At 70.3% G+C, this 25,354-nt stretch carries 24 protein-coding genes; 9 read left to right on the top strand and 15 right to left on the bottom strand.

Annotated elements, in window-relative coordinates:
- Positions 1–21: 21 nt before the first annotated feature.
- The 8 genes from IE142_RS28295 to IE142_RS28330 form a co-directional block, all read right to left on the bottom strand.
- Positions 22–354: a metal-sulfur cluster assembly factor gene (locus IE142_RS28295; protein ID WP_009187969.1), complete on the bottom strand. Its 333-nt coding sequence runs from the start codon at positions 352–354 to the stop codon at positions 22–24.
- A complete protein-coding gene (gene sufU / locus IE142_RS28300; RefSeq protein ID WP_043374314.1) occupies positions 351–821 on the bottom strand; it encodes a Fe-S cluster assembly sulfur transfer protein SufU in 471 nt (156 codons plus the stop codon). Before sufU ends, IE142_RS28295 begins: the two co-directional genes overlap by 4 nt.
- Before the next feature lie 17 nt (positions 822–838).
- On the bottom strand, positions 839–2,095 hold the full coding sequence (locus IE142_RS28305; protein ID WP_191888373.1) for a cysteine desulfurase: 1,257 nt from the start codon (positions 2,093–2,095) through the stop codon (positions 839–841).
- Entirely contained in the window at positions 2,092–2,856 is a 765-nt protein-coding gene (gene sufC, locus IE142_RS28310; RefSeq protein ID WP_043374310.1) for a Fe-S cluster assembly ATPase SufC, read from the bottom strand. Before sufC ends, IE142_RS28305 begins: the two co-directional genes overlap by 4 nt.
- Positions 2,857–2,863: 7 nt before the next feature.
- A complete protein-coding gene (locus IE142_RS28315) occupies positions 2,864–3,181 on the bottom strand; it encodes a non-heme iron oxygenase ferredoxin subunit (protein WP_043374309.1) in 318 nt (105 codons plus the stop codon).
- On the bottom strand, positions 3,178–4,368 hold the full coding sequence (gene sufD / locus IE142_RS28320; RefSeq protein ID WP_043374307.1) for a Fe-S cluster assembly protein SufD: 1,191 nt from the start codon (positions 4,366–4,368) through the stop codon (positions 3,178–3,180). Before sufD ends, IE142_RS28315 begins: the two co-directional genes overlap by 4 nt.
- An 83-nt stretch (positions 4,369–4,451) precedes the next feature.
- Entirely contained in the window at positions 4,452–5,873 is a 1,422-nt protein-coding gene (sufB, locus tag IE142_RS28325) for a Fe-S cluster assembly protein SufB (protein WP_191888374.1), read from the bottom strand.
- Positions 5,870–6,628, bottom strand: coding sequence for a helix-turn-helix transcriptional regulator (locus IE142_RS28330; protein ID WP_191888375.1), 759 nt, complete (start codon positions 6,626–6,628; stop codon positions 5,870–5,872). The genes sufB and IE142_RS28330 overlap by 4 nt, the downstream gene beginning before the upstream one ends.
- A gap of 160 nt (positions 6,629–6,788) precedes the next feature.
- On the opposite strand from IE142_RS28330, the gene IE142_RS28335 reads away from it, so the two are divergent.
- From IE142_RS28335 to IE142_RS28350, 4 genes are all read left to right on the top strand, one after another.
- Complete coding sequence (locus IE142_RS28335) at positions 6,789–7,577, top strand: AAC(3) family N-acetyltransferase (RefSeq protein ID WP_191888376.1); 789 nt, start codon at positions 6,789–6,791, stop codon at positions 7,575–7,577.
- A gap of 97 nt (positions 7,578–7,674) precedes the next feature.
- On the top strand, positions 7,675–8,598 hold the full coding sequence (locus tag IE142_RS28340; RefSeq protein ID WP_191888377.1) for an ABC transporter ATP-binding protein: 924 nt from the start codon (positions 7,675–7,677) through the stop codon (positions 8,596–8,598).
- Positions 8,595–9,368 (top strand): ABC transporter permease, encoded by a 774-nt coding sequence (locus tag IE142_RS28345; protein ID WP_191888378.1) that lies wholly within the window; start codon positions 8,595–8,597, stop codon positions 9,366–9,368. Before IE142_RS28340 ends, IE142_RS28345 begins: the two co-directional genes overlap by 4 nt.
- A gap of 7 nt (positions 9,369–9,375) precedes the next feature.
- A complete protein-coding gene (locus IE142_RS28350; RefSeq protein ID WP_191888379.1) occupies positions 9,376–10,431 on the top strand; it encodes a COX15/CtaA family protein in 1,056 nt (351 codons plus the stop codon).
- Here the strand turns inward: IE142_RS28350 and IE142_RS28355 are convergent.
- The 3 genes from IE142_RS28355 to IE142_RS28365 form a co-directional block, all read right to left on the bottom strand.
- The gene (locus IE142_RS28355) at positions 10,418–11,575 is read right to left on the bottom strand and encodes an amidohydrolase family protein (RefSeq protein WP_191888380.1); all 1,158 of its coding nucleotides are present in this window, start codon (positions 11,573–11,575) and stop codon (positions 10,418–10,420) included. The genes IE142_RS28350 and IE142_RS28355 overlap by 14 nt on opposite strands.
- Positions 11,576–11,673: 98 nt before the next feature.
- The gene (locus IE142_RS28360) at positions 11,674–12,006 is read right to left on the bottom strand and encodes a hypothetical protein (RefSeq protein ID WP_043374287.1); all 333 of its coding nucleotides are present in this window, start codon (positions 12,004–12,006) and stop codon (positions 11,674–11,676) included.
- A gap of 86 nt (positions 12,007–12,092) precedes the next feature.
- On the bottom strand, positions 12,093–13,046 hold the full coding sequence (locus IE142_RS28365) for a heme o synthase (RefSeq protein ID WP_100047424.1): 954 nt from the start codon (positions 13,044–13,046) through the stop codon (positions 12,093–12,095).
- A 373-nt stretch (positions 13,047–13,419) separates the two neighbouring features.
- On the opposite strand from IE142_RS28365, the gene tkt reads away from it, so the two are divergent.
- Genes tkt through pgl form a run of 5 tightly spaced genes read left to right on the top strand, consistent with a single transcriptional unit; the run spans position 13,420 to position 20,033 of the window.
- Positions 13,420–15,507, top strand: a complete 2,088-nt coding sequence (tkt, locus tag IE142_RS28370) for a transketolase (protein WP_191888381.1) — start codon at positions 13,420–13,422, stop codon at positions 15,505–15,507.
- Positions 15,508–15,541: 34 nt separating this feature from the next.
- Positions 15,542–16,660, top strand: coding sequence for a transaldolase (gene tal, locus IE142_RS28375; RefSeq protein ID WP_191888382.1), 1,119 nt, complete (start codon positions 15,542–15,544; stop codon positions 16,658–16,660).
- A 3-nt stretch (positions 16,661–16,663) separates the two neighbouring features.
- Positions 16,664–18,187, top strand: a complete 1,524-nt coding sequence (zwf, locus tag IE142_RS28380; RefSeq protein WP_191888383.1) for a glucose-6-phosphate dehydrogenase — start codon at positions 16,664–16,666, stop codon at positions 18,185–18,187.
- Positions 18,184–19,254, top strand: a complete 1,071-nt coding sequence (gene opcA, locus IE142_RS28385; protein WP_191888384.1) for a glucose-6-phosphate dehydrogenase assembly protein OpcA — start codon at positions 18,184–18,186, stop codon at positions 19,252–19,254. Before zwf ends, opcA begins: the two co-directional genes overlap by 4 nt.
- The gene (gene pgl, locus IE142_RS28390) at positions 19,251–20,033 is read left to right on the top strand and encodes a 6-phosphogluconolactonase (protein ID WP_191888385.1); all 783 of its coding nucleotides are present in this window, start codon (positions 19,251–19,253) and stop codon (positions 20,031–20,033) included. The genes opcA and pgl overlap by 4 nt, the downstream gene beginning before the upstream one ends.
- Positions 20,034–20,087: 54 nt before the next feature.
- Here the strand turns inward: pgl and IE142_RS28395 are convergent, their stop codons facing one another.
- Genes IE142_RS28395 through IE142_RS28410 form a run of 4 tightly spaced genes read right to left on the bottom strand, consistent with a single transcriptional unit; the run spans position 20,088 to position 25,296 of the window.
- Entirely contained in the window at positions 20,088–20,927 is an 840-nt protein-coding gene (locus IE142_RS28395; RefSeq protein WP_191888386.1) for a carbohydrate ABC transporter permease, read from the bottom strand.
- A gap of 10 nt (positions 20,928–20,937) precedes the next feature.
- Positions 20,938–22,302: an ABC transporter permease gene (locus tag IE142_RS28400; protein ID WP_191888387.1), complete on the bottom strand. Its 1,365-nt coding sequence runs from the start codon at positions 22,300–22,302 to the stop codon at positions 20,938–20,940.
- A 6-nt stretch (positions 22,303–22,308) separates the two neighbouring features.
- On the bottom strand, positions 22,309–23,637 hold the full coding sequence (locus IE142_RS28405; protein ID WP_191888388.1) for an ABC transporter substrate-binding protein: 1,329 nt from the start codon (positions 23,635–23,637) through the stop codon (positions 22,309–22,311).
- A gap of 36 nt (positions 23,638–23,673) precedes the next feature.
- Entirely contained in the window at positions 23,674–25,296 is a 1,623-nt protein-coding gene (locus IE142_RS28410; protein ID WP_191888389.1) for a glycoside hydrolase family 13 protein, read from the bottom strand.
- Between the last annotated feature and the right edge of the window lie 58 nt (positions 25,297–25,354).

Below are 25,354 nucleotides of genomic sequence, written 5' to 3' on the forward strand. Positions count from 1 at the left end.
CGTTCTCGCAAGGGGGGTGTCTCAGACGTTGAACCCGAGCGCGCGCAGCTGCTCGCGTCCGTCGTCCGTGATCTTGTCCGGGCCCCACGGCGGCATCCAGACCCAGTTGATCCGCAGCTCGTTGACGAGGCCGTCCGTGGCGGACTTGGCCTGGTCCTCGATCACGTCCGTCAGCGGACAGGCCGCCGAGGTCAGGGTCATGTCGACGGTCGCGATGTTGGCGTCGTCGACGTGGATGCCGTAGATCAGGCCGAGGTTGACGACGTCGATGCCCAGCTCGGGGTCCACGACGTCCATCAGGGCCTCGCGGAGCTCCTCCTCCGAGGCCGGCTTCATTTCCACGGTCTCGCTCATGCCGTCGTCTCCTTCTCGGCGTCGGCGCCTTCCAGCGCCTGGGCCGTCGCGTCCTTCCAGGCCATCCAGCTCAGCAGGGCGCACTTGACCCGGGCCGGGTACTTCGAGACCCCGGCGAACGCGACCGCGTCCTCCAGGACCTCCTCCATCGCGTCGTCGGGCTCGATCCTGCCCTTGGACTGCATCAGCTCCAGGAAGGTCTCCTGGATCTGCTGTGCCCGGGCCAGGTCCTTGCCGACCAGCAGCTCGTTCAGCACGGAGGCACTCGCCTGGCTGATCGAACAGCCCTGGCCCTCGTAGCTGACGTCGCTGATCGTCGTGCCGTCGTACTTCACGCGGAGCGTGATCTCGTCACCGCATGTCGGGTTGACGTGGTGGACCTCGGCGTCGCCATCCCGCAAGCCCCGCCCGTGCGGGTTCTTGTAGTGGTCCAGGATGACTTCCTGGTACATGGAGTCCAGCTTCATGCTTTTCGCTCGTCCCGTCAGCCGAAGAAGTTCCGTACGTGCTCCAGGCCGTCGACCAGTGCGTCGATCTCGGCCGGCGTGGAGTACAGATAGAACGACGCTCGCGTGGTCGCAGGAATTCCGTACCGCAGGCAGACGGGACGGGCGCAGTGGTGGCCGACCCGGACCGCGATGCCCTCCTCGTCGAGGACCTGCCCCACGTCGTGCGGGTGGATGTCGCCGAGCGCGAAGCTGATCGCCGCGCCGCGCTCCTCGGCCGTGGTGGGGCCGATGATACGCAGGTCCGGCACCTCCAGCAGCCGCTTGACCGCGTACTCGGTCAGCGCGTGCTCGTGGGCGAGGATCTTGTCCATGCCGATCGAGTTGAGGTAGTCGATCGCCGCGCCCAGACCCACGGCCTGGGCGATCGGCGGCGTACCCGCCTCGAACTTGTGGGGCGCCGGGGCGTACGTGGAGGAGTGCATCGAGACGGTCTCGATCATCTCGCCGCCACCGAGGAACGGGGGCAGGTCCTCCAGCAGCTCCTGGCGGCCCCACAGGACGCCGATGCCGGTCGGGCCGCACATCTTGTGGCCGGTGAAGGCCACGAAGTCGGCCTGGAGCGCCTGGACGTCCAGCGGCATGTGCGGCGCGGCCTGGGAGGCGTCGATGCACACGAGCGCGCCGACCTCCTGGGCGCGGCGCACGATCGCCTCGACCGGGTTCTGGGTGCCCAGGATGTTGGAGACCAGCACGAAGGAGACGATCTTCGTCTTCTCGGTGATGACCTCGTCGATGTTGGACAGGTCCAGGCGGCCGTCGTCGGTCAGGCCGAACCAGCGGAGCTTCGCGCCGGTGCGCTGCGCGAGCAGCTGCCACGGCACGATGTTGGAGTGGTGCTCCATCTCCGTGATGACGATCTCGGTCTCGTGGTCCACGCGGTAGGGCTCGTCGGCCCAGCCCAGCATGTTGGCCACGAGGTTGAGGGACTCCGAGGCGTTCTTGGTGAAGATCACCTCGTCGCGGGACGGCGCGTTGATGAACTCCGCGACCTTGTCCCGCGCTCCCTCGTACAGCGCCGTGGCCTCCTCGGCGAGGACGTGCACGCCACGGTGGACGTTGGCGTTGTGCTGCTCGTAGTACTCGTCGAGCACGTCGATGACCTGGCGCGGGGTCTGCGAGGTCGCGGCGTTGTCGAGGTAGACGAGCTTCTTACCGTCGTGGAGCACGCGGTCCAGGATCGGGAAGTCCTTGCGGATCGCCTCGGTGTCGAGGAGGCCCGGCAGCTGTGTCACGCGGATACGCCACCCTTCGTGTATGCCTCGTAGCCCTCGGCCTCCAGCTTGTCGGCCAGCTCGGGGCCGCCGGACTCGGCGATGCGGCCGGCCGCGAAGACGTGGACGTGGTCGGGCTTGATGTAGCGCAGGATGCGCGTGTAGTGCGTGATCAGCAGGGTGCCGACCTCACCGGTCTCGCGGACCCGGTTGACGCCCTCGGAGACGACGCGCAGGGCGTCGACGTCGAGGCCGGAGTCGGTCTCGTCGAGGATCGCCATCTTCGGCTTGAGCAGCTCCAGCTGGAGGATCTCGTGGCGCTTCTTCTCACCGCCGGAGAAGCCCTCGTTGACGTTGCGCTCGGCGAAGGCGGGGTCCATGTTGAGGCGCTGCATGGCCTCCTTGACCTCCTTCACCCAGGTGCGCAGCTTGGGGGCCTCGCCGCGCACGGCGGTGGCGGAGGTGCGCAGGAAGTTGGAGACGGAGACGCCGGGGACCTCGACCGGGTACTGCATGGCGAGGAAGAGGCCGGCGCGGGCACGCTCGTCGACGGACATCTCCAGGACGTCCTCGCCGTCGAGGGTGACGGTGCCGCTGGTGATCGTGTACTTGGGGTGACCCGCGAGGGAGTAGGCGAGAGTCGACTTGCCGGAGCCGTTGGGGCCCATGATGGCGTGCGTCTCGCCCTGCTTCACGGTGAGGTCGACGCCCTTGAGGATCTCCTTCGTGGCGTTGTCGGCCTCGACGGTGACGTGCAGGTCTCGGATTTCAAGCGTTGCCATGGGTGCCTCAGGACTCCTGGGTGAGGGAGACGAGCACGTCGTCCCCTTCGATCTTTACGGGGTATACGGGGACGGGGCGCGTCGCCGGCAGACTGTCGGGCTTGCCCGAGCGGAGGTCGAAGCGCGAGCCGTGCAGCCAGCACTCGATGTGGCAGTCGTCGACCTCGCCCTCGGAGAGGGAGACGTTCGCGTGCGAGCAGATGTCGTGGACCGCGAAGACCTCGCCCTCCGTGCGCACGACGGAGATCGGCGTGCCGTCGAGTTCCACCCGCTTCGGGGTGTCCTCCTCCAGCTCGCCCGCTCCACAGACGCGTACGAAGGTCATGCGACCGACGCCTCCAGCTCTTCTTCGATCTTGGTGAGCAGGCGCTCCTCGATGTCCGGGACGCCGATCTGCTGGACCAGTTCGGCGAAGAAGCCGCGGACCACCAGGCGGCGGGCGTCGATCTCGGGGATGCCGCGCGCCATCAGGTAGAAAAGCTGCTCGTCGTCGAAGCGGCCGGTCGCGGAGGCGTGACCCGCGCCGACGATCTCGCCGGTCTCGATCTCCAGGTTCGGCACGGAGTCGACCCGCGCGCCGTCCGTGAGGACGAGGTTGCGGTTCATCTCGTAGGTGTCGGTGCCCTCGGCCTTGGCCTCGATGAGCACGTCGCCGATCCAGACGGCGTGCGCGTCGTCGCCCTGGAGCGCGCCCTTGTAGACGACGTTGGACTTGCAGTGCGGGACGTTGTGGTCGACCAGGAGGCGGTGCTCCTGGTGCTGGCCCCGGTCGGTGAAGTACAGGCCGAACAGCTCGGCCTCGCCGCCGGGACCGGCGTACTGCACGCGCGGATGCAGGCGGACCACGTCGCCGCCGAAGGTCACGACGACCGACTTGAAGGAGGCATCGCGGCCGATCAGGGTGTTGTGCTGGCCGACGTGCACGGCCTTGGCGTCCCAGTCCTGGACGGCGACGACGGTCAGCTTGGCACCGTCGCCGAGGACGTACTCGACGTTCGCGGCGAGCACGGCGTCACCGGTGTGGTCGATGACCACGACGGCCTCGGCGAAGGCGCCGAGCTCGATGACCTGGTGGGCGTAGGCCGTGCCGCCCTCACCGTGCACGGAGATGCGGACGGGCTCGGTGAGAACCGTCTCCTTGGGGACGGTGATCACGCCGGCCTGCTCGAAGGCCGAGTACGCCTGGGCGGCGACGCGGTCCACGGGCTTGCCGGTGCGGCCGAGCCGGGCGTCGTCGCGGCCGACGGTCTCGACGGTGACGCCCTCGGGGGCCTCGACGGCGACCTTGACGCCCTCGCCGGTGGCGGTGGCGGTGCCGTCGTGCAGGCCGCGCAGCCGCTCCAGCGGGGTGAAGCGCCACTCCTCCTCGCGGCCGTGCGGGACCGGGAAGTCCGCCACGTCGAAGGACGGGGGCGCGCTCATGCGCGTGGCGACGGTCGAGTCGGCCTCGGCGGCCACCGCGATCGCACCGGCGGTCGTGGAACCGACCGGGATGTTCTGAGCCTCAGCCATGGCTGTCGTAGTGCTCGCTTTCCGTTACGTATGGGGCTGGATGGGAAGGCGGGGCGGCCGGCGGGCCGCCCCCGGGCCGGTGATCAGCCGACCGCGCCTTCCATCTGGAGCTCGATCAGCCGGTTGAGTTCGAGCGCGTACTCCATCGGCAGCTCCTTGGCGATCGGCTCGACGAAGCCGCGCACGATCATCGCCATCGCCTCGTCCTCGGAGAGGCCGCGGCTCATCAGGTAGAAGAGCTGGTCCTCGGAGACCTTGGAGACGGTCGCCTCGTGGCCCATGGACACGTCGTCCTCGCGGACGTCCACGTAGGGGTAGGTGTCCGAGCGGGAGATGGTGTCCACGAGCAGCGCGTCGCACAGCACGTTGGACTTGGCACCCGGGGCGCCCTCGCCGATCTCGATCAGGCCGCGGTACGACGTACGACCGCCGCCTCGCGCCACCGACTTGGAGACGATGTTGGAGGAGGTGTTCGGGGCCATGTGGACCATCTTGGCGCCGGCGTCCTGGTGCTGGCCCTCGCCCGCGAAGGCGATGGACAGCGTCTCGCCCTTGGCGTGCTCGCCCATCAGGTAGACGGCCGGGTACTTCATCGTCACCTTGGAGCCGATGTTGCCGTCGATCCACTCCATGGTCGCGCCCTCGTACGCCACGGCACGCTTGGTGACCAGGTTGTAGACGTTGTTCGACCAGTTCTGGATGGTCGTGTAGCGGCAGCGGGCGTTCTTCTTGACGATGATCTCGACCACGGCGGAGTGGAGCGAGTCCGACTTGTAGATCGGCGCGGTGCAGCCCTCGACGTAGTGCACGTAGGCACCCTCGTCGACGATGATCAGGGTCCGCTCGAACTGGCCCATGTTCTCCGTGTTGATGCGGAAGTAGGCCTGGAGCGGGATCTCCACGTGCACGCCCTTCGGCACGTAGATGAAGGAGCCGCCGGACCACACGGCCGTGTTCAGCGCGGCGAACTTGTTGTCACCGGCCGGGATGACGGTGCCGAAGTACTCCTTGAAGAGCTCCGGGTGCTCCTTCAGCGCCGTGTCGGTGTCGAGGAAGATGACGCCCTGCTCCTCCAGGTCCTCGCGGATCTGGTGGTAGACGACCTCGGACTCGTACTGGGCGGCGACACCGGCGACGAGGCGCTGCTTCTCGGCCTCCGGGATGCCCAGCTTGTCGTAGGTGTTCTTGATGTCCTCGGGCAGGTCCTCCCAGGACTCCGCCTGCTTCTCCGTGGAGCGCACGAAGTACTTGATGTTGTCGAAGTCGATGCCCGACAGGTCCGAGCCCCAGTTGGGCATGGGCTTCTTCTCGAAAAGCTTGAGGCCCTTGAGGCGGAGCTTGGTCATCCACTCCGGCTCGGACTTCTTGCCGGAGATGTCCCGGACCACGTTCTCGTCGATGCCGCGCCTGGCAGAGGCGCCGGCCGTGTCGGAGTCGGCCCAGCCGTACTCGTACTTGCCCAGGCCCTCGAGCTCAGGGTGAGCAGTCTCCGTGGGGAGAGTCATGCGGGGTTCCTCCCGGCCGTGCTGGCAGATGCGTTATCGGTGTTCGTGGCCGCGCGCGACGTGTCCGCCGCGTGCGAGGTCTTGGGAATGAAGGTGGTGCAGACCCCGTCGCCGTGCGCGATGGTCGCGAGCCGCTGCACATGCGTACCGAGCAGCTCGGCGAAAAATTCCGTCTCCGCCTCGCACAGCTGCGGGAACTGCTCGGCGACATGGGCGACCGGGCAGTGGTGCTGACACAGCTGCTCGCCCTGCTGGGGCCGGGGTGCGCTCCGCGCGGTAGCAGCGTACCCGTCCGCGCTCAGGGCCTTGGCCAGCGCTTCCGTGCGCAGGTGCGGGGGCGCCGACTCGACGGCCTTGCGGTACGCGCCCGCCTGCCCGGCGATCCTGGCGCGGGCGAAGGCGGCGATCGCCTTCTCCCCGCCCTCCCGCTCGGCGATCCAGCGCAGGGCGTCCGCGGCCAGCTTGTCGTAGGACTGGTCGAAGGCGTCCCGGCCGCAGTCGGTGAGCGCGAAGACCTTGGCCGGCCGCCCGCGCGTGCGCGTGCCGTAGACCCGCTGCTCACGGGCTTCGACCACGTCGTCGGCGACCAGCGCGTCGAGGTGGCGCCGCACGGCGGCCTGGGTCAGGCCCAGGCGCCCGGCGAGCTCGGCGACGGTCGACGGCCCGTGGTCCAGGATGGAGCGCGCGACGCGGTTGCGGGTGGACCGCTCACCGGTCGCGAGTTCCTCCTGCGGAGCCTCGCCAACGTTTTTCACAACGCCATTGTTGCGTAATTCCTCGGAGCCGGGCAAGCCGCGTCCGGACCGCCGGACGGTGCCCTGCGTCACTTAGGCATACCTAATCCGACCTGCGGAAACGATCTTTGATCGATCAATCCGGTGGCGTCCGGTACCGGGTTGCGGAACACTCCCCGGCATGCCCGCACCCCCTCCCACCGGCCCACTCGTCACCCGCGGCACCATCGCCGCCGGGCTGCGCGAGCTGGGCGTGCGCAGCGACGACACGCTCCTCGTGCACTCCTCCCTCAGCTCCCTCGGATGGGTCTGCGGAGGGCCCGTCGCGGTCGTCCAGGGACTGCTCGACGCGCTCGGTCCGGACGGCACCCTGGTGGTGCCCACCCAGACCGGCGACCTGTCGGATCCCGCGTTGTGGCAGAACCCGCCGGTGCCGCGGGAGTGGTGGGACACCGTCCGCGCCGCGATGCCCGCCTACGACCCCCAGATCACGCCCTCGCGCGGGGTCGGCGTGGTCCCCGAGACCGTGCGCACCTGGCCGGGCGCCCTGCGCAGCGCGCACCCCCAGACGTCCTTCGCCGCCGTCGGCCCCCGCGCCGCCGTGGTCGTCGCCGGACACGCGACGGACTGCCGGCTGGGCGAGCGGAGCCCGCTGGCGACGCTGGAGCGGATGGGCGCCCGGGTGCTGCTGCTCGGCGCCGGCTTCGAGGCGTGCACCGGCTTCCACCTCGCCGAGTACCGGATTCCCTCCCCGCTGGTGGAGGTGGGGCGGCCGGGGCCGGTGGGGTGGGAGCGGGTGACGGAGGTATCGATCACCTCGGAACGGTTCGACGAGCTGGGGCACGACTTCGAACGGGACCGGCCCGTCGTGCGCGGGCGGGTCGGCGCGGCGGTGGTCCGGCTGTTCCCGCTGGCGGACGCGGTGGCCTACGCGGCGCGGTGGCTGCCGCTGCACCGACCCCGGCAGTGAGCACGCCCCTCGGCGGCTACGGCCCGCGTCCCCGTGGGAGGGACTTCCCGCCACCCCCGGGCCCGGGCACTTCCCCGCCTACCTAGACTCGTGTCCCATGCGAAGCGAGCCCGTGGTCCAGGTCCAGGCCCTGGTGAAGCGGTACGGCACGAAGACCGCGGTGGACGGCCTCGACCTGGTGGCCCGGGCGGGTGTCACCGCCGTACTCGGCCCCAACGGAGCCGGCAAGACGACCACGGTCGAGACCTGCGAGGGGTACCGGAGGCCGGACTCCGGCACGGTGCGCGTCCTGGGCCTCGACCCGGTACGGCAGGCCGGTGAGCTGCGGCCCCGGATCGGCGTGATGCTCCAGTCCGGCGGCGTCTACTCCGGCGCCCGCGCGGACGAGATGCTGCGCCACGTCGCGAAGCTGCACGCCCACCCGCTGGACGTCGACGCCCTGATCGAACGGCTCGGGCTCGGCTCGTGCGGCCGGACCGCGTACCGCAGGCTCTCCGGCGGCCAGCAGCAGCGGCTCGCCCTCGCGATGGCCGTGGTCGGCCGACCCGAGCTGGTGTTCCTGGACGAGCCGACCGCCGGCCTGGACCCACAGGCCCGCCGCGCCACCTGGGACCTCGTGCGGGACATGCGCACCGACGGCGTGTCCGTCATCCTCACCACCCACCACATGGACGAGGCCGAACAGCTCGCCGACGACGTCGCCGTCATCGACGCCGGCCGGGTCATCGCGCAGGGCTCCCCCGAGGAGCTGTGCCGCGGCGGCGCCGAGAACACCCTGCGCTTCACCGGCCGCCCCGGACTGGACGTCGCCTCGCTGCTCAAGGCCCTGCCCGCCGACTCCTCGGCCGCCGAGCTGACACCGGGCTCCTACCGGGTCAACGGCAAGGTCGACCCGCAGCTCCTGGCGACCGTCACGTCCTGGTGCGCCCAGCACGGGGTGATGCCGGACCGGATCTCGGTGGAGCGGCACACCCTGGAGGACGTCTTCCTGGAACTCACGGGCAAGGAACTGCGCTCATGACGACGAGCACCGGTACGTACACGCCGAAGCCCGGGGCGGCGCCGCTCGGCCGCATGATCGCCGCCCAGGCCGCGCTCGAGACGAAGATGCTGCTGCGCAACGGCGAGCAGCTGCTGCTCACGGTGATCATCCCGACGCTGCTGCTGGTGCTGTTCAGCACCGTCGACATCGTCGACACCGGGGACGGCGAGGCCGTCGACTTCCTCGCCCCCGGCGTCCTCGCGCTCGCGGTGCTCTCGACGGCGTTCACCGGGCAGGCCATCGCCACCGGCTTCGAGCGCCGGTACGGGGTGCTGAAGCGGCTGGCCGCGTCCCCGCTGCCGCGCTGGGGCCTGATGACCGCGAAGACGGTGGCCGTGCTGGTCACCGAAGTGCTCCAGATCGTGCTGCTGGCCGTGATCGCCTTCGCGCTGGGCTGGTCGCCGCAGGGCAACCCGTTCGCCGTGCTGCTGCTTCTGATCCTCGGCACGGCCGCGTTCTCGGGGCTCGGGCTGCTCATGGCGGGCACGCTGAAGGCCGAGGCGACGCTGGCCGCCGCCAACCTGGTCTTCCTGCTGCTGCTCGTCGGCGGCGGGGTGATCGTGCCGTTGGACAAGTTCCCGGACACGGCACGGAGCGTGCTGGGGCTGCTGCCGATCTCCGCCCTGTCGGACGGCCTGCGGGACGTCCTCCGCAACGGCGCCTCGATGCCCTGGGGCGACCTGGGCATCCTCGCCGCATGGGGTGTCGTGGGAATCGCGGCCGCCGGGAAGTTCTTCCGCTGGGAGTAGGGACGCGATGCCTGGAACCGACCCTCGTGAAAGCGTGCACAAGCAGGCGCCTACGATGGGCGGCGTGCCAAACGTGACCCGCGCCGACGCCGCAGCCGCCGTGCGCAACCCTCTCGCCTTCATCGCCGCACTCTGGACCCCGGATCCCCGGACGGTCCGGCGGGCGGCCCTCGCGCCGCTCGTCATGTCGGTGATCATCGTGGTCACCGGTGGTGCCGTCCGGCTCACCGGTTCCGGACTGGGCTGCCCGACCTGGCCCAAGTGCACCGACGACTCGCTCACCGCGACCAGCGAGATGGGCCTGCACGGCGCCATCGAGTTCGGCAACCGCATGCTGACGTACGTGCTGTGCGCCGCAGTCGGCTGGGCGATCATCGCCGCACGGTCCGAGAAGCCGTACCGGCGCAGCCTCACCCGGCTGGGGTGGGCGCAGTTCTGGATCGTGATGAGCAACGCCGTGCTCGGCGGGATCGTCGTGCTCGTCGGCCTCAACCCGTACACGGTCGCGGCCCACTTCGTGGCGACCACTGCGCTGATCACCGTGGCCGCGGTGATGTGGCAGCGCACCAGGGAGGGCGACGCGGCACCGCGCCCCCTGGTCGGCAAGGCCGTCCGGCAGCTGGTGTGGGTGCTGATCGCCGTCTCCGCGCTGCTGGTCCTGGTCGGCACGGTGGTCACCGGTGCCGGGCCGCACGCGGGTGACTCCAGCGACGTCCCGCGGATGCCGGTCGACTGGGAGACGGTGAGCAAGGTGCACGCGGTGCTGGCGTGGGTCGTGGTGACGCTGACGTTCGCGCTGTGGTTCGTGCTGAAGGCGGTCGACGCGCCGAAGGGGCCGCTGGCCCGTACGCGGGACCTCTTCCTGGTGCTGCTCGCCCAGGGCGTCATCGGCTACGTGCAGTACTTCACCGACCTCCCCGAGGTCCTGGTCGGGCTGCACATGTTCGGTTCGTGCCTGGTGTGGATCGCGACGCTGCGGGTGCTGCTGGCGTTGCGCGAGCGGCCGGAGGAGTCGGCCGTCGCGCCCGGCCCGGCGGTCGAGGCGACGCTCACCCGGGCCTGAGCGGACTCACGTTCCCGGCGAACCGCGCCGGGGCGCGCTCCTCCAGGCCGTACACCCGCCCCGCGTTCCCCGCCGCGATCATCCCCGCCACCCGCTGCGCGTCCCCCAGGGACCACGCCCCCTCGGCCACCCAGGTGCCCAGCACCCGTCCCAGGGCCTCGCGGAACAGGCGGGCGGCGACCACGTGCAGCTCCGGCAGGCCCTGCGCGCCGCTGGAGAACAGGATCTTGCCGAAGGGGGCCAGCTCCAGGATCTCCGCGAGGACCGTCGCCGCGCGGGCGCCGGTGCGCACCAGGGCGGCGCCCGAGTCGGCGTAGACGTGCGGGAAGACGCCGGCCAGGTGGGCGGCGTGGCGGTGGTACGGGTAGCCGTGCAGCAGGACCAGGTCGGTGCCGAGGCCGGCGGTGGCCCGCACGAAGTCGGTGAGCAGGACCGGATCGGTACGGTCGATCCGCAGGCCGGGCTCGCCGAGGCCGGCGTGCAGCTGGACCGGCAGTCCGGAGGCGACGGCGATCCACAGCAGGTGCCGCAGCAGCACCGGGTCGCTCAGCTCCCCGCCGACCTCGCGTCCGCTCAGCCAGCGGGCGGCGGCACCGCGCACCTCCCCCGGCCCCGGTGGCTCGGGCGCCAGCGCCAGACCGTGCCGTACGCCCGCGACCGAGGTGAAGGCGACCGCGTGCGCGGCGGCGCCGTGCACGGCCTCGGCGAGGTTGGCGAGGAAGGACTCGACGGTGCCGGAGGTGTCGGCGACCTGCTCGGCCAGCAGCTCCAGACGGACGGTCTCGTGGGCGTCGGCCGCCGCGGCCGAGGCCATCTCGTCGGGTCCGGTGAGGTCGCCGGGCAGGCCCGCGTCGACCAGATACGTCGTGATGCCGCTGCCGCGCAGCAGCCGGCGGTCGGCCTCCATGACACCCAGCTCGCGGCGCCGGGCCAGGTAGCGGGCGGGCGGGCAGTGCGGTTCCAGACCGAGCAGGGGCGGGCACCAGCGGCGTACCGCGAAGCCGGTCTGCGTGTCGAAGAGGGTGGTGCCCGGGGCGGGCGGACCCTCGGTGCGGGCCAGCTGGGCCTCGAAGGTGCCGAGGCCCAGCTCCGTTCTCAGGACGCCGTGGCAGTACTGGTCCACCAGGGACGGCGTTTCGATCATCCGGACTCCCCGTGCTGGGACCGTGCGCCACATGGCCTGTGCGCCTCACGGCTCGTAGGCCTTGCGGCTCTCTACGGTCCTAACGGGTGAAGCCGGTCTCAGGTGTTGCTCGGCCCGCCGACCTGGATGCCCGCCATGCGCGACCACTCGTAGCGGCCGGTCTCCACCTTGGCCGCGAACTCGCCGTCGAAGTCTTCGTGCACGGTGATCCCGGACTTCTCCACGGCCTTGAGCGCCGTCTCGTAGGAGCGCGCGACCAGGTCTCCCCAGGCGCCGTCCTCGCCGACCAGCACGATCCGGGCACCGCGCTCACCGAGGTAGGCCACCTGGCCCTCGGCACCGCGGTGCGCCTTGGAGAAGGAGTCGATCCGCCGGACGAGTCGCGCCGTCTCGCGCTCGGCCTTCGCGTCAGCCTGCTGCGTGTCTGCCATGGACAGGATGCTACCGACGGGTAGATCGAACGGCGACGGGCGGGGTGCGTGGCCTTGGCCACCCACCCCGCCCGTCCGACGAGACCTCAGCGCAGGAAGGGATCCACCGCGATCGCCAGGAAGAGCACCGACACATAGGTGATCGACCAGTGGAAGAGCCGCATCTCCTTGAGCTTGACGCCCGTCACCTCGGCCTTGGCCCGGTTCTGGAGGCCGTGCGCCTCCCAAAGCCACATGCCGCCGGCCAGCAGGGCGACGGCCGTGTAGAACCAGCCGGTGTAGCCGAGCGGCGTCAGCAGCAGGGACACGGCGACCATCACCCAGCTGTAGATGACGATCTGCCGGGCGACGACCTTGTTGGAGGCTATGACCGGGAGCATCGGCACGCCGACGCGCGCGTAGTCCTCCTTCACCTTCATGGACAGCGGCCAGTAGTGCGGCGGCGTCCAGAAGAACATCACCCCGAAGAGGATGATCGGCGCCCAGGACATCGAGTTCGTCACGGCCGACCAGCCGATGAGCACCGGCAGGCAGCCGGCGATGCCGCCCCAGACGATGTTCTGCGAGGTGCGGCGCTTGAGGATCATCGTGTAGACGACGACGTAGAACAGGAGCGCGCCGAGCGAGAGCCAGGCCGACAGCCAGTTGACGGTGAGGCCGAACAGCAGCGTCGAGACGATCGCCAGGGTGATGCCGAAGGCGAGGCATTCGCGCGGGCTGACCATGCCGGTGACCAGCGGGCGCTGCGAGGTTCGGTCCATCAGCGCGTCGATGTCACGGTCGATGTACATGTTCAGCGCGTTGGCGCCGCCCGCGGAGAGGTAGCCGCCGACGCAGGTCAGCAGCACCAGCTTCAGATCGGGCACACCCTGCTCGGCGAGGAACATCACCGGAACGGTGGTGATCAGCAGAAGCTCGATGATCCGCGGCTTGGTCAGCGCCACGAACGCCTTGACACGGGCCCCGAACGGCCGGTGACTCGGGCTCTGGCTCGTCCCGATTACCCCCGCAGGACGGGATTCAACGGCCGTCACGCACACCCCTGACAGAGACATCCCAGCAAGCCTTCCCGTGTGAAGTGGCGGTAAAGGCTCGCGCGTACCACGCCACTTTAGACGTTGCCCTTACTTCGGCCTTCGCGGGGGTGGGGTCGTGTTGAGAAGGGTGCTCCGACGCGCGTTCGGGGAGTCGATTGAGCGGTCAGATGAGCGGCTGCGCATTCACTTGCCGAATGCGGTTTCACCCAGTCGACAGGCGGACGCGGAAGAGTCCCGGCAGTCTGGTTTCCAGCGGAAAAGCGCACGTACTTACGGGGGTAGGCTCAGCAACGGCCGGCCGACTCAGGACGCGCCGGCAGCCGGTGGGCGCCACGTGCACCGGCATCCGACATGTGGAGAGGAGCCCTGACTCAGGGTGAGCACCAAGCCGACCACCACAGACCTCGAGTGGACCGAACTGGACCAGCGGGCCGTGGACACCGCCCGCGTCCTGGCCGCCGATGCCGTACAGAAGGTTGGCAACGGCCATCCGGGTACGGCGATGAGCCTGGCGCCCGCCGCCTACACCCTCTTCCAGAAGGTGATGCGGCACGACCCCGCCGACGCGAACTGGGTCGGGCGCGACCGTTTCGTGCTGTCCGCCGGCCACTCGTCCCTGACCCTCTACACCCAGCTGTACCTGGCCGGCTTCGGCCTGGAGCTGGACGACCTGAAGTCCTTCAGGACGTGGGGCTCGAAGACCCCCGGTCACCCCGAGTACGGGCACACCACGGGCGTGGAGACCACGACCGGCCCCCTGGGTCAGGGTGTCGCCAACGCGGTGGGCATGGCGATGGCCGCCCGCTACGAGCGCGGCCTGTTCGACCCGGAGGCTCCCGAGGGCGAGTCGCCGTTCGACCACTTCGTCTACTGCATCGCCGGTGACGGCTGCCTCCAGGAGGGCATCTCCGCCGAGGCGTCCTCGATGGCGGGCCACCAGAAGCTGGGCAACCTGGTCCTGCTGTGGGACGACAACCACATCTCGATCGAGGGCGACACCGAGACCGCCGTCTCCGAGGACACCTGCAAGCGGTACGAGGCGTACGGCTGGCACGTGCAGCGCGTCGCCCCGAAGCCGGACGGCGACCTGGACCCGAACGCGCTCTACGACGCGATCGAGGCGGCGAAGAAGGTCACCGACCGCCCCTCCTTCATCGCGATGCGCTCGATCATCGCCTGGCCCGCCCCGAACGCGCAGAACACCGAGGCCGCCCACGGCTCGGCGCTCGGCGACGAAGAGGTCGCCGCGACCAAGCGGGTCATGGGCTTCGACCCGGAGAAGACCTTCGAGGTCTCCGACGAGGTCATCGGGCACACCCGCAAGGCGCTGGAGAAGGGCCAGGCGGCCCGCGCGGTGTGGGAGAAGTCCTTCCAGCAGTGGCGGGACAACAACCCGGAGCGCGCCGCCGAGTACGACCGCGTGGCCAAGGGTGAGCTGCCCAAGGGCTGGGAAGAGAAGATCCCGGTCTTCGAAACCGGCAAGGGTGTCGCCACCCGCGCCGCGTCCGGCAAGGTACTCCAGGCGCTCGGCGCGGTCATCCCGGAGCTGTGGGGCGGCTCGGCCGACCTGGCGGGCTCGAACAACACGACGATCGACAAGACGTCGTCCTTCCTCCCGGCGGGCAACCCGCTGCCGGAGGCCGACCCGTACGGCCGCACCATCCACTTCGGCATCCGCGAGCACGCGATGGCCGCGGAGATGAACGGCATCGCGCTGCACGGGAACACCCGCGTCTACGGCGGAACGTTCCTGGTCTTCTCCGACTACATGCGCAACGCCGTCCGTCTGTCGGCGCTGATGCACCTGCCGGTGACGTACGTGTGGACGCACGACTCCATCGGCCTCGGCGAGGACGGCCCGACCCACCAGCCGGTCGAGCACCTGGCCTCGCTGCGCGCCATCCCGGGCCTGAACGTGGTCCGCCCGGCCGACGCCAACGAGACGGCCATCGCCTGGCGCGAGATCCTCAAGCGCTGGACGAAGGAGTTCGGCAAGGGCCAGCCGCACGGTCTGGCGCTGACCCGCCAGGGCGTGCCGACGTACGAGCCGAACGACGACGCGGCCAAGGGCGGCTACGTCCTGTTCGAGGCCGAGGGCGGCGAGCCGCAGGTCGTGCTGATCGCCACCGGCTCCGAGGTGCACGTGGCCGTCGAGGCCCGCGAGGCGCTGCAGGCCGACGGTGTGCCCACGCGTGTCGTGTCGATGCCGTCCGTCGAGTGGTTCGAGCAGCAGGACCAGGGGTACCGGGACAGCGTCCTGCCCCCGTCCGTGAAGGCTCGGGTCGCGGTCGAGGCCGGGATCGGTCTGACCTGGCACAAGTACGTGGGGGACGCCGGCCGCATCGTTTCCCTGGAGCACTTCGGTGCTTCGGCGGACGGCAAGGTGCTCTTCCGGGAGTTCGGCTTCACTGCCGAGAACGTGGCCGCCGCTGCCCGGGAATCGATCGCCGCAGCCCAGCGCTGACGCTCACACACGACACGTAGGAGATGCATTTTCCATGACAGACGCACTCAAGCGCCTCTCCGATGAAGGCGTCGCGATCTGGCTGGACGACCTGTCGCGCAAGCGGATCACGTCCGGCAACCTCGCCGAGCTGATCGACCAGCAGCACGTCGTGGGCGTCACCACCAACCCGTCGATCTTCCAGAAGGCGATCTCGCAGGGCGACGGCTACGACCAGCAGCTCTCCGACCTGGCCTTCCGCGAGGTCACGGTCGAAGAGGCCATCCGCATGATCACCACGGCGGACGTCCGCGACGCCGCCGACATCCTGCGCCCGGTGTTCGACGACACCGGCGGCAAGGACGGCCGGGTCTCCATCGAGGTCGACCCGCGCCTGGCGCACAACACCAAGGCGACGGTCGCCGAGGCCAAGCAGCTCGCCTGGCTGGTGGACCGGCCCAACACGCTGATCAAGATCCCGGCGACCGAGGCCGGCATCCCGGCGATCGCCGAGACCATCGGCCTGGGCATCAGCGTCAACGTCACGCTGATCTTCTCGCTGGAGCGCTACCGCAAGGTCATGGACGCCTTCCTGACCGGCCTGGAGAAGGCCAAGGAGCGCGGCCTGGACCTCTCCCGGATCCACTCGGTGGCGTCCTTCTTCGTGTCCCGCGTGGACACCGAGATCGACAAGCGGATCGACGCGCTCGGCACCGACGAGGCCAAGGCGCTGCGCGGCAAGGCCGCCGTCGCCAACGCCCGTCTCGCCTACCAGGCGTACGAGGAGGTCTTCTCCTCCGACCGCTGGGCCGCCCTGGAGAAGGCCGGCGCCAACAAGCAGCGTCCGCTGTGGGCGTCGACCGGCGTGAAGGACAAGGCGTACAGCGACACCATGTACGTCACCGACCTGGTCGCGCCCAACACGGTGAACACGATGCCGGAGGCGACGTTGTTCGCCACCGAGGACCACGGCGAGATCACCGGTGACACCGTCGCCGGCACCTACGAGCAGGCCCGCGCGGACCTCGACGCGGTCGAGAAGCTGGGGATCTCCTACGACGAGGTGGTCCGGCTCCTCGAGAAGGAGGGCGTCGAGAAGTTCGAGGACTCCTGGAACGACCTGCTCAAGTCGACGGAGGCAGAGCTCAAGCGCCTCGCTCCCTCGGAGGGCTAGAAATTGTCAAGCAGCAACCCGCTGCGTGACCCCGCAGACCGACGGCTCCCGCGCATCGCGGGGCCGTCGGGTCTGGTCATTTTCGGCGTCACCGGTGACCTCTCCCGCAAGAAGCTCATGCCCGCCGTGTACGACCTCGCCAACCGGGGTCTGCTGCCGCCGGGCTTCTCGCTCGTCGGGTTCGCGCGCCGCGACTGGGAGCACGAGGACTTCGCCCAGGTCGTGCACGACGCCGTCAAGGAGCACTCGCGCACACCGTTCCGTGAGGAGGTCTGGCAGCAGCTCATCCAGGGGATGCGCTTCGTCCAGGGCACCTTCGACGACGACGACGCGTTCGAGCGGCTGCGCGCCACCATCGACGACCTGGACAAGGCGCAGGGCACGGGCGGCAACTTCGCCTTCTACCTGTCGGTGCCGCCGAAGTCCTTCCCGGTGGTCATCCAGCAGCTGAAGAAGCACCAGCTGGCCGACCAGTCGAGCGGTTCCTGGCGCCGCGCGGTGATCGAGAAGCCGTTCGGCCACGACCTGAAGTCGGCCGAGGAGCTCAACGCGATCGTCCACGAGGTCTTCGCCCCGGACCAGGTCTTCCGCATCGACCACTACCTGGGCAAGGAGACCGTCCAGAACATCCTGGCGCTGCGCTTCGCCAACACGATGTTCGAGCCGATCTGGAACCGGTCCTACGTGGACCACGTGCAGATCACCATGGCCGAGGACATCGGCATCGGCGGCCGGGCCGGCTACTACGACGGCATCGGCGCCGCCCGCGACGTCATCCAGAACCACCTGCTCCAGCTCCTCGCGCTGACCGCGATGGAGGAGCCGGCCTCCTTCGACGCGGACGCGCTGGCCGCCGAGAAGACCAAGGTGCTCGGCGCTGTCCGCCTGCCGAAGGACCTGGGCCGCGACACCGTGCACGCCCAGTACGCGGCGGGCTGGCAGGGCGGCGCGAAAGTCATCGGCTACCTCGAAGAGGACGGCATCGACGCCAAGTCGAAGACCGACACCTACGCCGCGATCAAGGTCGGGATCGACAACCGCCGCTGGGCGGGGGTTCCCTTCTACCTGCGCACCGGCAAGCGCCTGGGCCGCCGGGTCACGGAGATCGCGGTCGTGTTCCAGCGGGCCCCGCACTCCCCCTTCGACACGACGGCCACCGAGGAGCTGGGGTCGAACGCGATCGTCATCCGCGTCCAGCCCGACGAGGGCGTCACCGTCCGCTTCGGCTCCAAGGTGCCGGGCACCTCGATGGAGATCCGGGACGTGTCGATGGACTTCGCGTACGGCGAGTCCTTCACGGAGTCCAGCCCGGAGGCGTACGAACGCCTGATCCTGGACGTGCTCCTGGGCGACGCGAACCTCTTCCCGCGCACCGAGGAGGTCGAGCTGTCCTGGAAGATCCTCGACCCGATCGAGGAGTACTGGGACAAGCACTGCGTCCCGGCCCGGTACCCGGCCGGCACCTGGGGACCCGTCGAGGCGGACGAAATGCTCGAGCGAGACGGACGGAGCTGGCGTCGGCCATGAAGACAGACCTCACGGACACCACGGCCAGCAAGATCAACAAGGCGCTGGTGCTGGGTCGCCGGGCGATCGGCACTCCGGCCATCGGCATGGTGCTCACGCTGGTCATCGTCACCGACGAGGAGAACGCCTACGACGCGCTGAAGGCCGCGAGCGACGCCGCACACGAGCACCCCTCGCGCACGCTCGTCGTCATCAAGCGCGTCTCCCGCTCCCCCCGGGACCGCACGAAGTCCCGCCTGGACGCGGAGGTCCGCCTCGGCGCCGACGCGGGCACCGGCGAGACGATCGTGCTGCGGCTGTACGGCGACGTGGTCGACCACGCCCAGTCGGTCGTCCTGCCGCTGCTGCTGCCGGACGCGCCGGTCGTGGTGTGGTGGCCGGTGAACGCGCCGCTGGACCCGGCCGGGGACCCGCTGGGTGCCCTGGCCCAGCGCCGGGTCACCGACACGTACGCCTGCGAGGAGCCGATCCGGGAGCTGGCGGCCCGCGCGGAGGCATACGCGCCGGGCGACACGGACCTGTCCTGGACCCGCATCACGCCGTGGCGTTCGATGCTGGCGGCGGCCCTGGACCAGGTCGACTGCGAGGTGCGGTCGGTCGAGGTGGAGGGCGAGGAGTACAACCCGAGCTGCGAGCTGCTGGCGATGTGGCTGGCGGACCGGCTGGACGTCCCGGTGCAGCGGACCGCGTCCGAGGGGCCCGGTCTGACCGCCGTGCGCATGGACACGGACTGCGGCCCGGTGGTCCTGGACCGGGCCGACGGTTCGCTAGCGACGCTGTCCGTCAAGGGCCAGCCGTCACGGGCGGTGGCGCTGAAGCGGCGCGAGACGGCCGAGCTGATCGCGGAGGAGCTGCGGCGCCTGGACCCGGACGACACGTACGCGTCGGCGCTGCGGTACGGGGTGAACCGGCTCAACGCGCCGGGCACTTCGGCCAAAGGGAACTCCGGCGACGGCGACGGTGACGGGGCGGTCGCCGTCCCCGCTCCCGTCGAGGCGGCCGCGAAAGCTCCCGCGAAGGAAGCGGCGCGGGAGAAGGCACCGGTGAAGAAGGCGGCGGCGAAGTGAGTACTCCCCAACTGGTCGTGCACCGCGACAAGGAGCTGATGGCCGAGGCCGCGGCGGCACGGCTGATCACGAGGATCGTGGACGCGCAGGCCTCCCGGGGCTCTGCGTCGGTGGTCCTCACCGGCGGCCGCAACGGCAACGGCCTGCTGACCGCGATCGCGGGCTCCCCGGCCCGGGACGCCATCGACTGGAGCCGCATCGACCTGTGGTGGGGCGACGAGCGCTACCTGCCGGAGGGCGACCCGGAGCGCAACGTCACCCAGGCGCGGGAAGTCCTGCTGGACTCGTTGCCGCTGGACCCGAAGCGGGTGCACGCGATGCCGGCGTCCGACGGCCCGCACGGCTCGGACGTGGAGGCGGCGGCCGCCGCGTACGCGCGGGAACTTGCCGAGGCCTCGGTCCCCGAGAACCACGCGTCGGTCCCGTCCTTCGACGTCCTCCTCCTGGGCGTCGGCCCGGACACACACGTGGCGTCCCTGTTCCCGGAGCACCCGGGCGTACGGGAGACGGACCGTACGGTCATCGGCGTCCACGGCTCCCCCAAGCCCCCGCCCACCCGTGTCTCCCTCACCCTCCCCGCCATCCGCGCCGCCCGCGAGGTGTGGCTGCTCGCGGCGGGCGAGGACAAGGCGAACGCGGTGGCGATGGCCCTCTCGGGCGCGGGCGAGATCCAGGCCCCGGCGGCGGGGGCGCGGGGGCGGTCCCGCACGCTGTGGCTCCTGGACACGGCGGCGGCATCGCAGTTGCCGAGGTCGCTGTATCCGCCGGCGTCGGCCTGATCCAGCCCGTCCGAGGGGGCGGCGGGGGCGAAACCCGCCCCGCCGCCCCCTCCGTCACTTCACGGACCCCGCCATAACCCCTTGCACGAAGTGCCGTTGGAACGCGAAGAACACCACCACCGGCACCACCAGCGACAGGAACGCCCCCGGTGCCAGCACGTCGATGTTGCTGCCGAACTGCCGGATCTGCGACTGGAGCTCCACCGTCAGCGGCTGCGACGAGCTGTCCGCGAACAGCAGCGCGACCAGCATGTCGTTCCACACCCACAGGAACTGGAAGATGGCGAGGCTGGCGATCGCCGGCTTCCCCACCGGCAGCACGAGCCGCGTGAAGATCCGCCACTCGTTGCCGCCGTCCATCCGCGCGGCCTCCAGCATCTCCTTGGGCATCTCGGCGAAGTAGTTCCGCAGCAGGAACACGGCGAACGGCAGCCCGTACGCCACGTGGAAGAGCACCACACCCGGGATCGTCCCGAACAGGCCCAACTGCCCGAACAGCTTGGCGACCGGCAGCAGGCCGATCTGCACGGGCACCACCAACAGCGCGACGACGACCAGGAAGACCGCCTCGCGCCCCGGGAAGTCCAGCCAGGCGAAGGCGTACCCGGCGAGCGCCCCGACGACCACGACGAGCACGGTCGTCGGCACGGAGATCAGCACCGTGTTCCAGAACGCCTGAGTGATGCCCGCGTTGCCGAGCAGAGCCGAGTAGTTGTCGAGGGAGAGCTGCCCGGGGGCGGCCAGGGCCGTCCACCAGCCGCCCTTCGCCGTGTCCTCGGCCGACCGCAGCGAGGACAGGAACAGCCCGGCCAGCGGCGTCATCCACACCAGCCCGATGAGCACGAGGAAGGCCTGGACGATCCCGTTGCCCAGATACCGCCGCACGGCGTTCATCGCTGACTCCTCATCGCTGACTCCTCTTGAAACGGCGGACGTTGAAGACCATGGCCGGGACGACGAGCAGCAGGAGCAGCACACCCAGCGCGCTGCCGAGCCCCTGGTTGTTGCCGCCGCCGAAGGACACCAGCCACATCTGCGTCGCGAGCACCGTCGCGTCCTCCTGCACGGGTCCGGGCGCGATGACGTAGACGAGGTCGAAGACCTTCATCACGTTGATCACGAGGGTGATGAAGACGACCGTGAGCACCGGTGCCAGCAGCGGCACGGTGATCCGCCGGAAGATCTGCCACTCGTTGGCACCGTCCATCCGCGCCGCCTCCAGCGCGTCGCGCGGCAGTGAGGACAGTCCGGCGCCGATCAGCACCATCGCGAAGCCGGTCCAGATCCACAGGTACGCCCCGATGATCGCGGGCGTGACCAGCGCGGGTCCGAGCCAGGAGACGCCCTCGTAGGGCGGGGCGAAGTTCGAAGCGGGCAGCTCGACGGCGTACGAACCCCCGGTCAGCCCCTCGAACCGGAAGGAGCCGTCGTCCCCGGTCGTCGTGGTCGCGACCGTACGGCCGTCGCGCACCGCCTCGACCGTCATCTCGGGCAGCCCGCTCTCGCGCCGGTCCACCGTTCCCTGCTTCCCTCCCCCACCGGGCGTGAAGTCCAGGTAGACGACGCCGCGCACCTCACCGTCGGATGCCTCGCGCCCGGCCGCTTCGTACGCGGTCTTCGCGCCGGGCGGGAGGTCGTCGGGCCCCACCCCGACCAGGCCGAGCACCACCGTGTCGCCGGGTGACACTCCCGCACCGGTCCGGTACGAGCCGTCGGCCCCCTTGACCAGGCCGCCGTCCTGGCCCTCCCGGGCCCGGGCGGTCGGGTAGGACGACGTACCGGTGAAGGCGTCGTGCACCCCGGTCACGGCGGCGTTGAGGACGCCCTTGTCCGGGTCGTGGTCGTAGGCGAGCCGGAAGATGATGCCGGCGGCGAGGAAGGAGACCGCCATCGGCATGAAGAGGAGCAGCTTGAAGGCCGTGGCCCAGCGGACCTTCTCGACCAGGACGGCGAGGATCAGGCCGAGGCCGGTCAGCGAAGTGGGCGCGACGACGACCCAGATCGCCGTGTTGCGGATGGCCTTGAGGGTGGCCGGGTCGCGGAACATCTCGGTGTAGTTGTCGCCGCCCACGAAGCGCGTCCCGGAGGCGTCGAGGAAGCTGCGGCCCACGGAGAACAGCACGGGGTACACGACGAGGGTGCCCAGCAGGAGCAGCGCGGGCAGCACGAAGAGCGCGGCGACGGCCGCCCGGCGCCGCCGGGGGCGCCGGGCGGGCGCCGGGCCGGGGGCTGCGGGCTGCCTCGCCTCTTTCACCAGTGTGGAGGTCATGGCCGGTCAGCCCTTGTAGGCCTTGGCCGCCGCGGCCTCCAGCTCGGCGGCGGTCGCCTTCGGGTCGGAGGGGTCGCGCAGGAAGTCCTGGAGGATCTTCCACTCGCCCGTGCCCTTGGTGCCGCCGAAGGCCGCGGGAGCCTGGTCGGACATGTCGAAGCGGACCGAGTTCCCGGCCCCGACGAGGGACTCGGCGGTGGCCCGGGTGACGTCGTCGCCGTAGGAGGCGGGGGCGAGGTTCTTGTTCGGCGACAGGAAGCCGCCCGCCTCGGCCCACACGGCCGCGGCCTCCGGCGTGGCGAGGTACTCCAGGAGCGCCATGCCGGCCTCGGAGTTCTCGCCGTCCTTCAGGACTACGGCCGCGTCACCGCCGCTGACGACCGGTGCCTCACCGTCGTCGACCGCGGGGAACGGGAAGAAGTTCGCGTCCTTGCCGATGTCCTTGCCGAACTGGTCCTTGGCGACCCCGGCGACGAAGTCCCCCTCGTAGACCATGCCGGCCTCGGGCTCGGGACCGAAGACCTTCTCCACGGAGCCCGGGAAGTCGGTGTTCAGGGCTCCGTTCCGGCCGCCCTCGATGAGCTGCTTGTCCTTGAACAGCTTGCCGAGGGTGGTGAGCGCCTCGACCACGCTCGGGTCGGTCCACTTCAGCTCGTGGGCGGCGAGCGCGTCGTACTTCTCGGGTCCGGCCTGGGAGAGGTAGACGTTCTCGAACCAGTCGGTCAGCGTCCAGCCGTCCTGCCCGGCGACCGAGAAGGCGGCGAGCCCGGAGTCGGAGACGGTCTGCCCTGCCTTCAGCATCTCGTCGTACGTCTTCGGCGGCTCGACCCCGGCCTGGGCGAGGGCGTCGGGGCTGTACCAGACGGTCGACTTGTGGGCCGCCTTGAAGTAGAGGCCGTAGAGGGTGCCGTCGACGCTGCCGTACGTCTTCCAGACGTCCGCGAAGTTGGAGTCGACGGACTTCTGGGCCGTCTTGGACAGCGGCTTCAGCCAGCCGTTGCCGGCGAACTGCTTGAGCACGCCGACCTGCGGGACCATCACGACGTCGGGGGCGTTGCCGCCCTCGATCTTGCTGCCGACGACGGTGGAGACGTTGTCGCCGGTGGAGACGAAGGAAGTCTCGGCACCGGTCTTCTCGGTGAAGGCGTCCAGCACCTTCTGGAAGTTCTCCTGCTCGGTGCCGGACCAGACGCCGGCCACGGTGACCGACTGTCCGCTGAGCGCCTTGTCGCCGCCGCCCGCCGTGACGGGTCCCGAGCCGCCGCAGGCGGTGGCGCCGAGGGCGAGGACGAGGGCGGTGCAGCCGGTGAGCAAGGTGGTACGTCGTCGCATCATCGTCGATGTCCCTTCGAAGGGTGGGTCAAGCAGGGGTCAGAGGTCGGCGATCCACCAGGCGGCGGTGGAGCCGGGCAGGACGCCGGGTGGGCAGGAGCCGCTGGAGAGGAGCGGGGTGCCGGGTACCGGTGCGGGCGTGGGCGCGGTGCCGAAGTTGACGGCGCAGACCAGGCCGTCGCCGCGGACGAAGGCCAGCACGCCGGGCGGGGTCTCCAACCAGCGCAGGGTGCCCTCGCCCAGCTGGGGCAGCTCGGAGCGGAGTTGCAGGCCGTCGCGGTACAGGTGCCAGAAGGAGCGGGTGTCGGCGAGGGCGCGGTCGGTGGCGTACTCGGCGAAGTACTCCGGCTGCGGCAGCCAGGGCTTGGCGGTCCCGTCGCCGGAGGTGAAACCGAACGGGGAGGCCTGGCCCGACCAGGGCAGCGGCACCCGGCAGCCGTCGCGAACGCGGGCGCGGCTGCCGGTGCGGTGGAAGATCGGGTCGGTGAGCACGTCGTCGGGCAGGTCGACGACCTCGGGCAGGCCCAGTTCCTCGCCCTGGTAGATGTACGCGGCACCGGGCAGCGCCAGCATCAGCAGCGCGGCGGCGCGGGCGCGGGCGGTGCCGAGGCCGCTGCCGTCGGTGGCGGGTTCGCCGTAGCGGGTGACGGTGCGGACCTGGTCGTGGTTGTTGAGCACCCAGGTGACCGTGGAGCCGGTGCCGGCGATGTCCTGCATGGCCTCGGAGATGACCTTGCGGAAGGCGTCGGGGTCCCAGGGGGCGCCGAGGAGGTCGAAGAAGAACGCCTGGTGCAACTCGTCCGGGCGGACGTACCGCGCGTGCTCGCGGGCGGTGGGGACCGAGACCTCGCCGACGAGGAGGCGCTCGCGGCCGTCGCGGGCGGTGTACTCCTCGCAGACCGCGCGCCAGTGCCGCCACACGTCGTGCACCTCGGGCTGGTTCCAGGCGAGCGGGTTGACCGAGTCGCGGGTGCGGGCGTCGGCCTCCGGGTCCGGGGAGTCGGGCAGGTCGGGGTGCTTGTAGAGGCCGGCGGCGACGTCGATGCGGAAGCCGTCGACGCCCCGGTCCAGCCAGAAGCGGAGTATGCGGTCGAACTCGGCGGCGACCTCGGGGGTACGCCAGTTCCAGTCCGGCTGCTCGGGCGTGAACATGTGCAGGTACCACTGGCCGGGACGGCCGTCGGGCTCCGTCACGCGGGTCCAGGCGGGGCCGCCGAACATGGCGTGCCAGTTGTTGGGCGGCTCGTCCCCGTCCGGTCCGCGGCCGTCGGCGAAGTGAAAGCGGGCGCGGGCCGGGCTGCCGGGTGGGGAGGCCAGGGCCTCGCGGAACCACGGGTGCTCGCTGGAGCAGTGGTTGGGGACGATGTCCAGCAGGATCCGGATGCCGAGGCGCCGGGCCGCGGCGACCAGCGCGTCGAACTCGTCGAGGTCGCCGAAGAGCGGGTCGACACCGCGGTAGTCGGCGACATCGTAGCCGTGGTCGTGCTGCGGTGACGGGTAGAAGGGGCTCAGCCAGATCCCGTCCACGCCGAGTTTGCGCAGGTACGGCAGTCCGGCCCGGACACCGGCGAGATCGCCGACGCCGTCGCCGGTGCTGTCGAGAAAGCTGCGGACATAGACCTGGTAGATCACCGCGTCACGCCACCAGTGGTGCCTGTTCACCCCGGGAACCTGTCTCTAGAGGGGCCGCTGTTATGCATGCATGTTATGTAGCGGTGAC

Source organism: Streptomyces mutabilis (genome assembly GCF_014649815.1).
In the GTDB taxonomy this organism is placed as follows: domain Bacteria; phylum Actinomycetota; class Actinomycetes; order Streptomycetales; family Streptomycetaceae; genus Streptomyces; species Streptomyces mutabilis.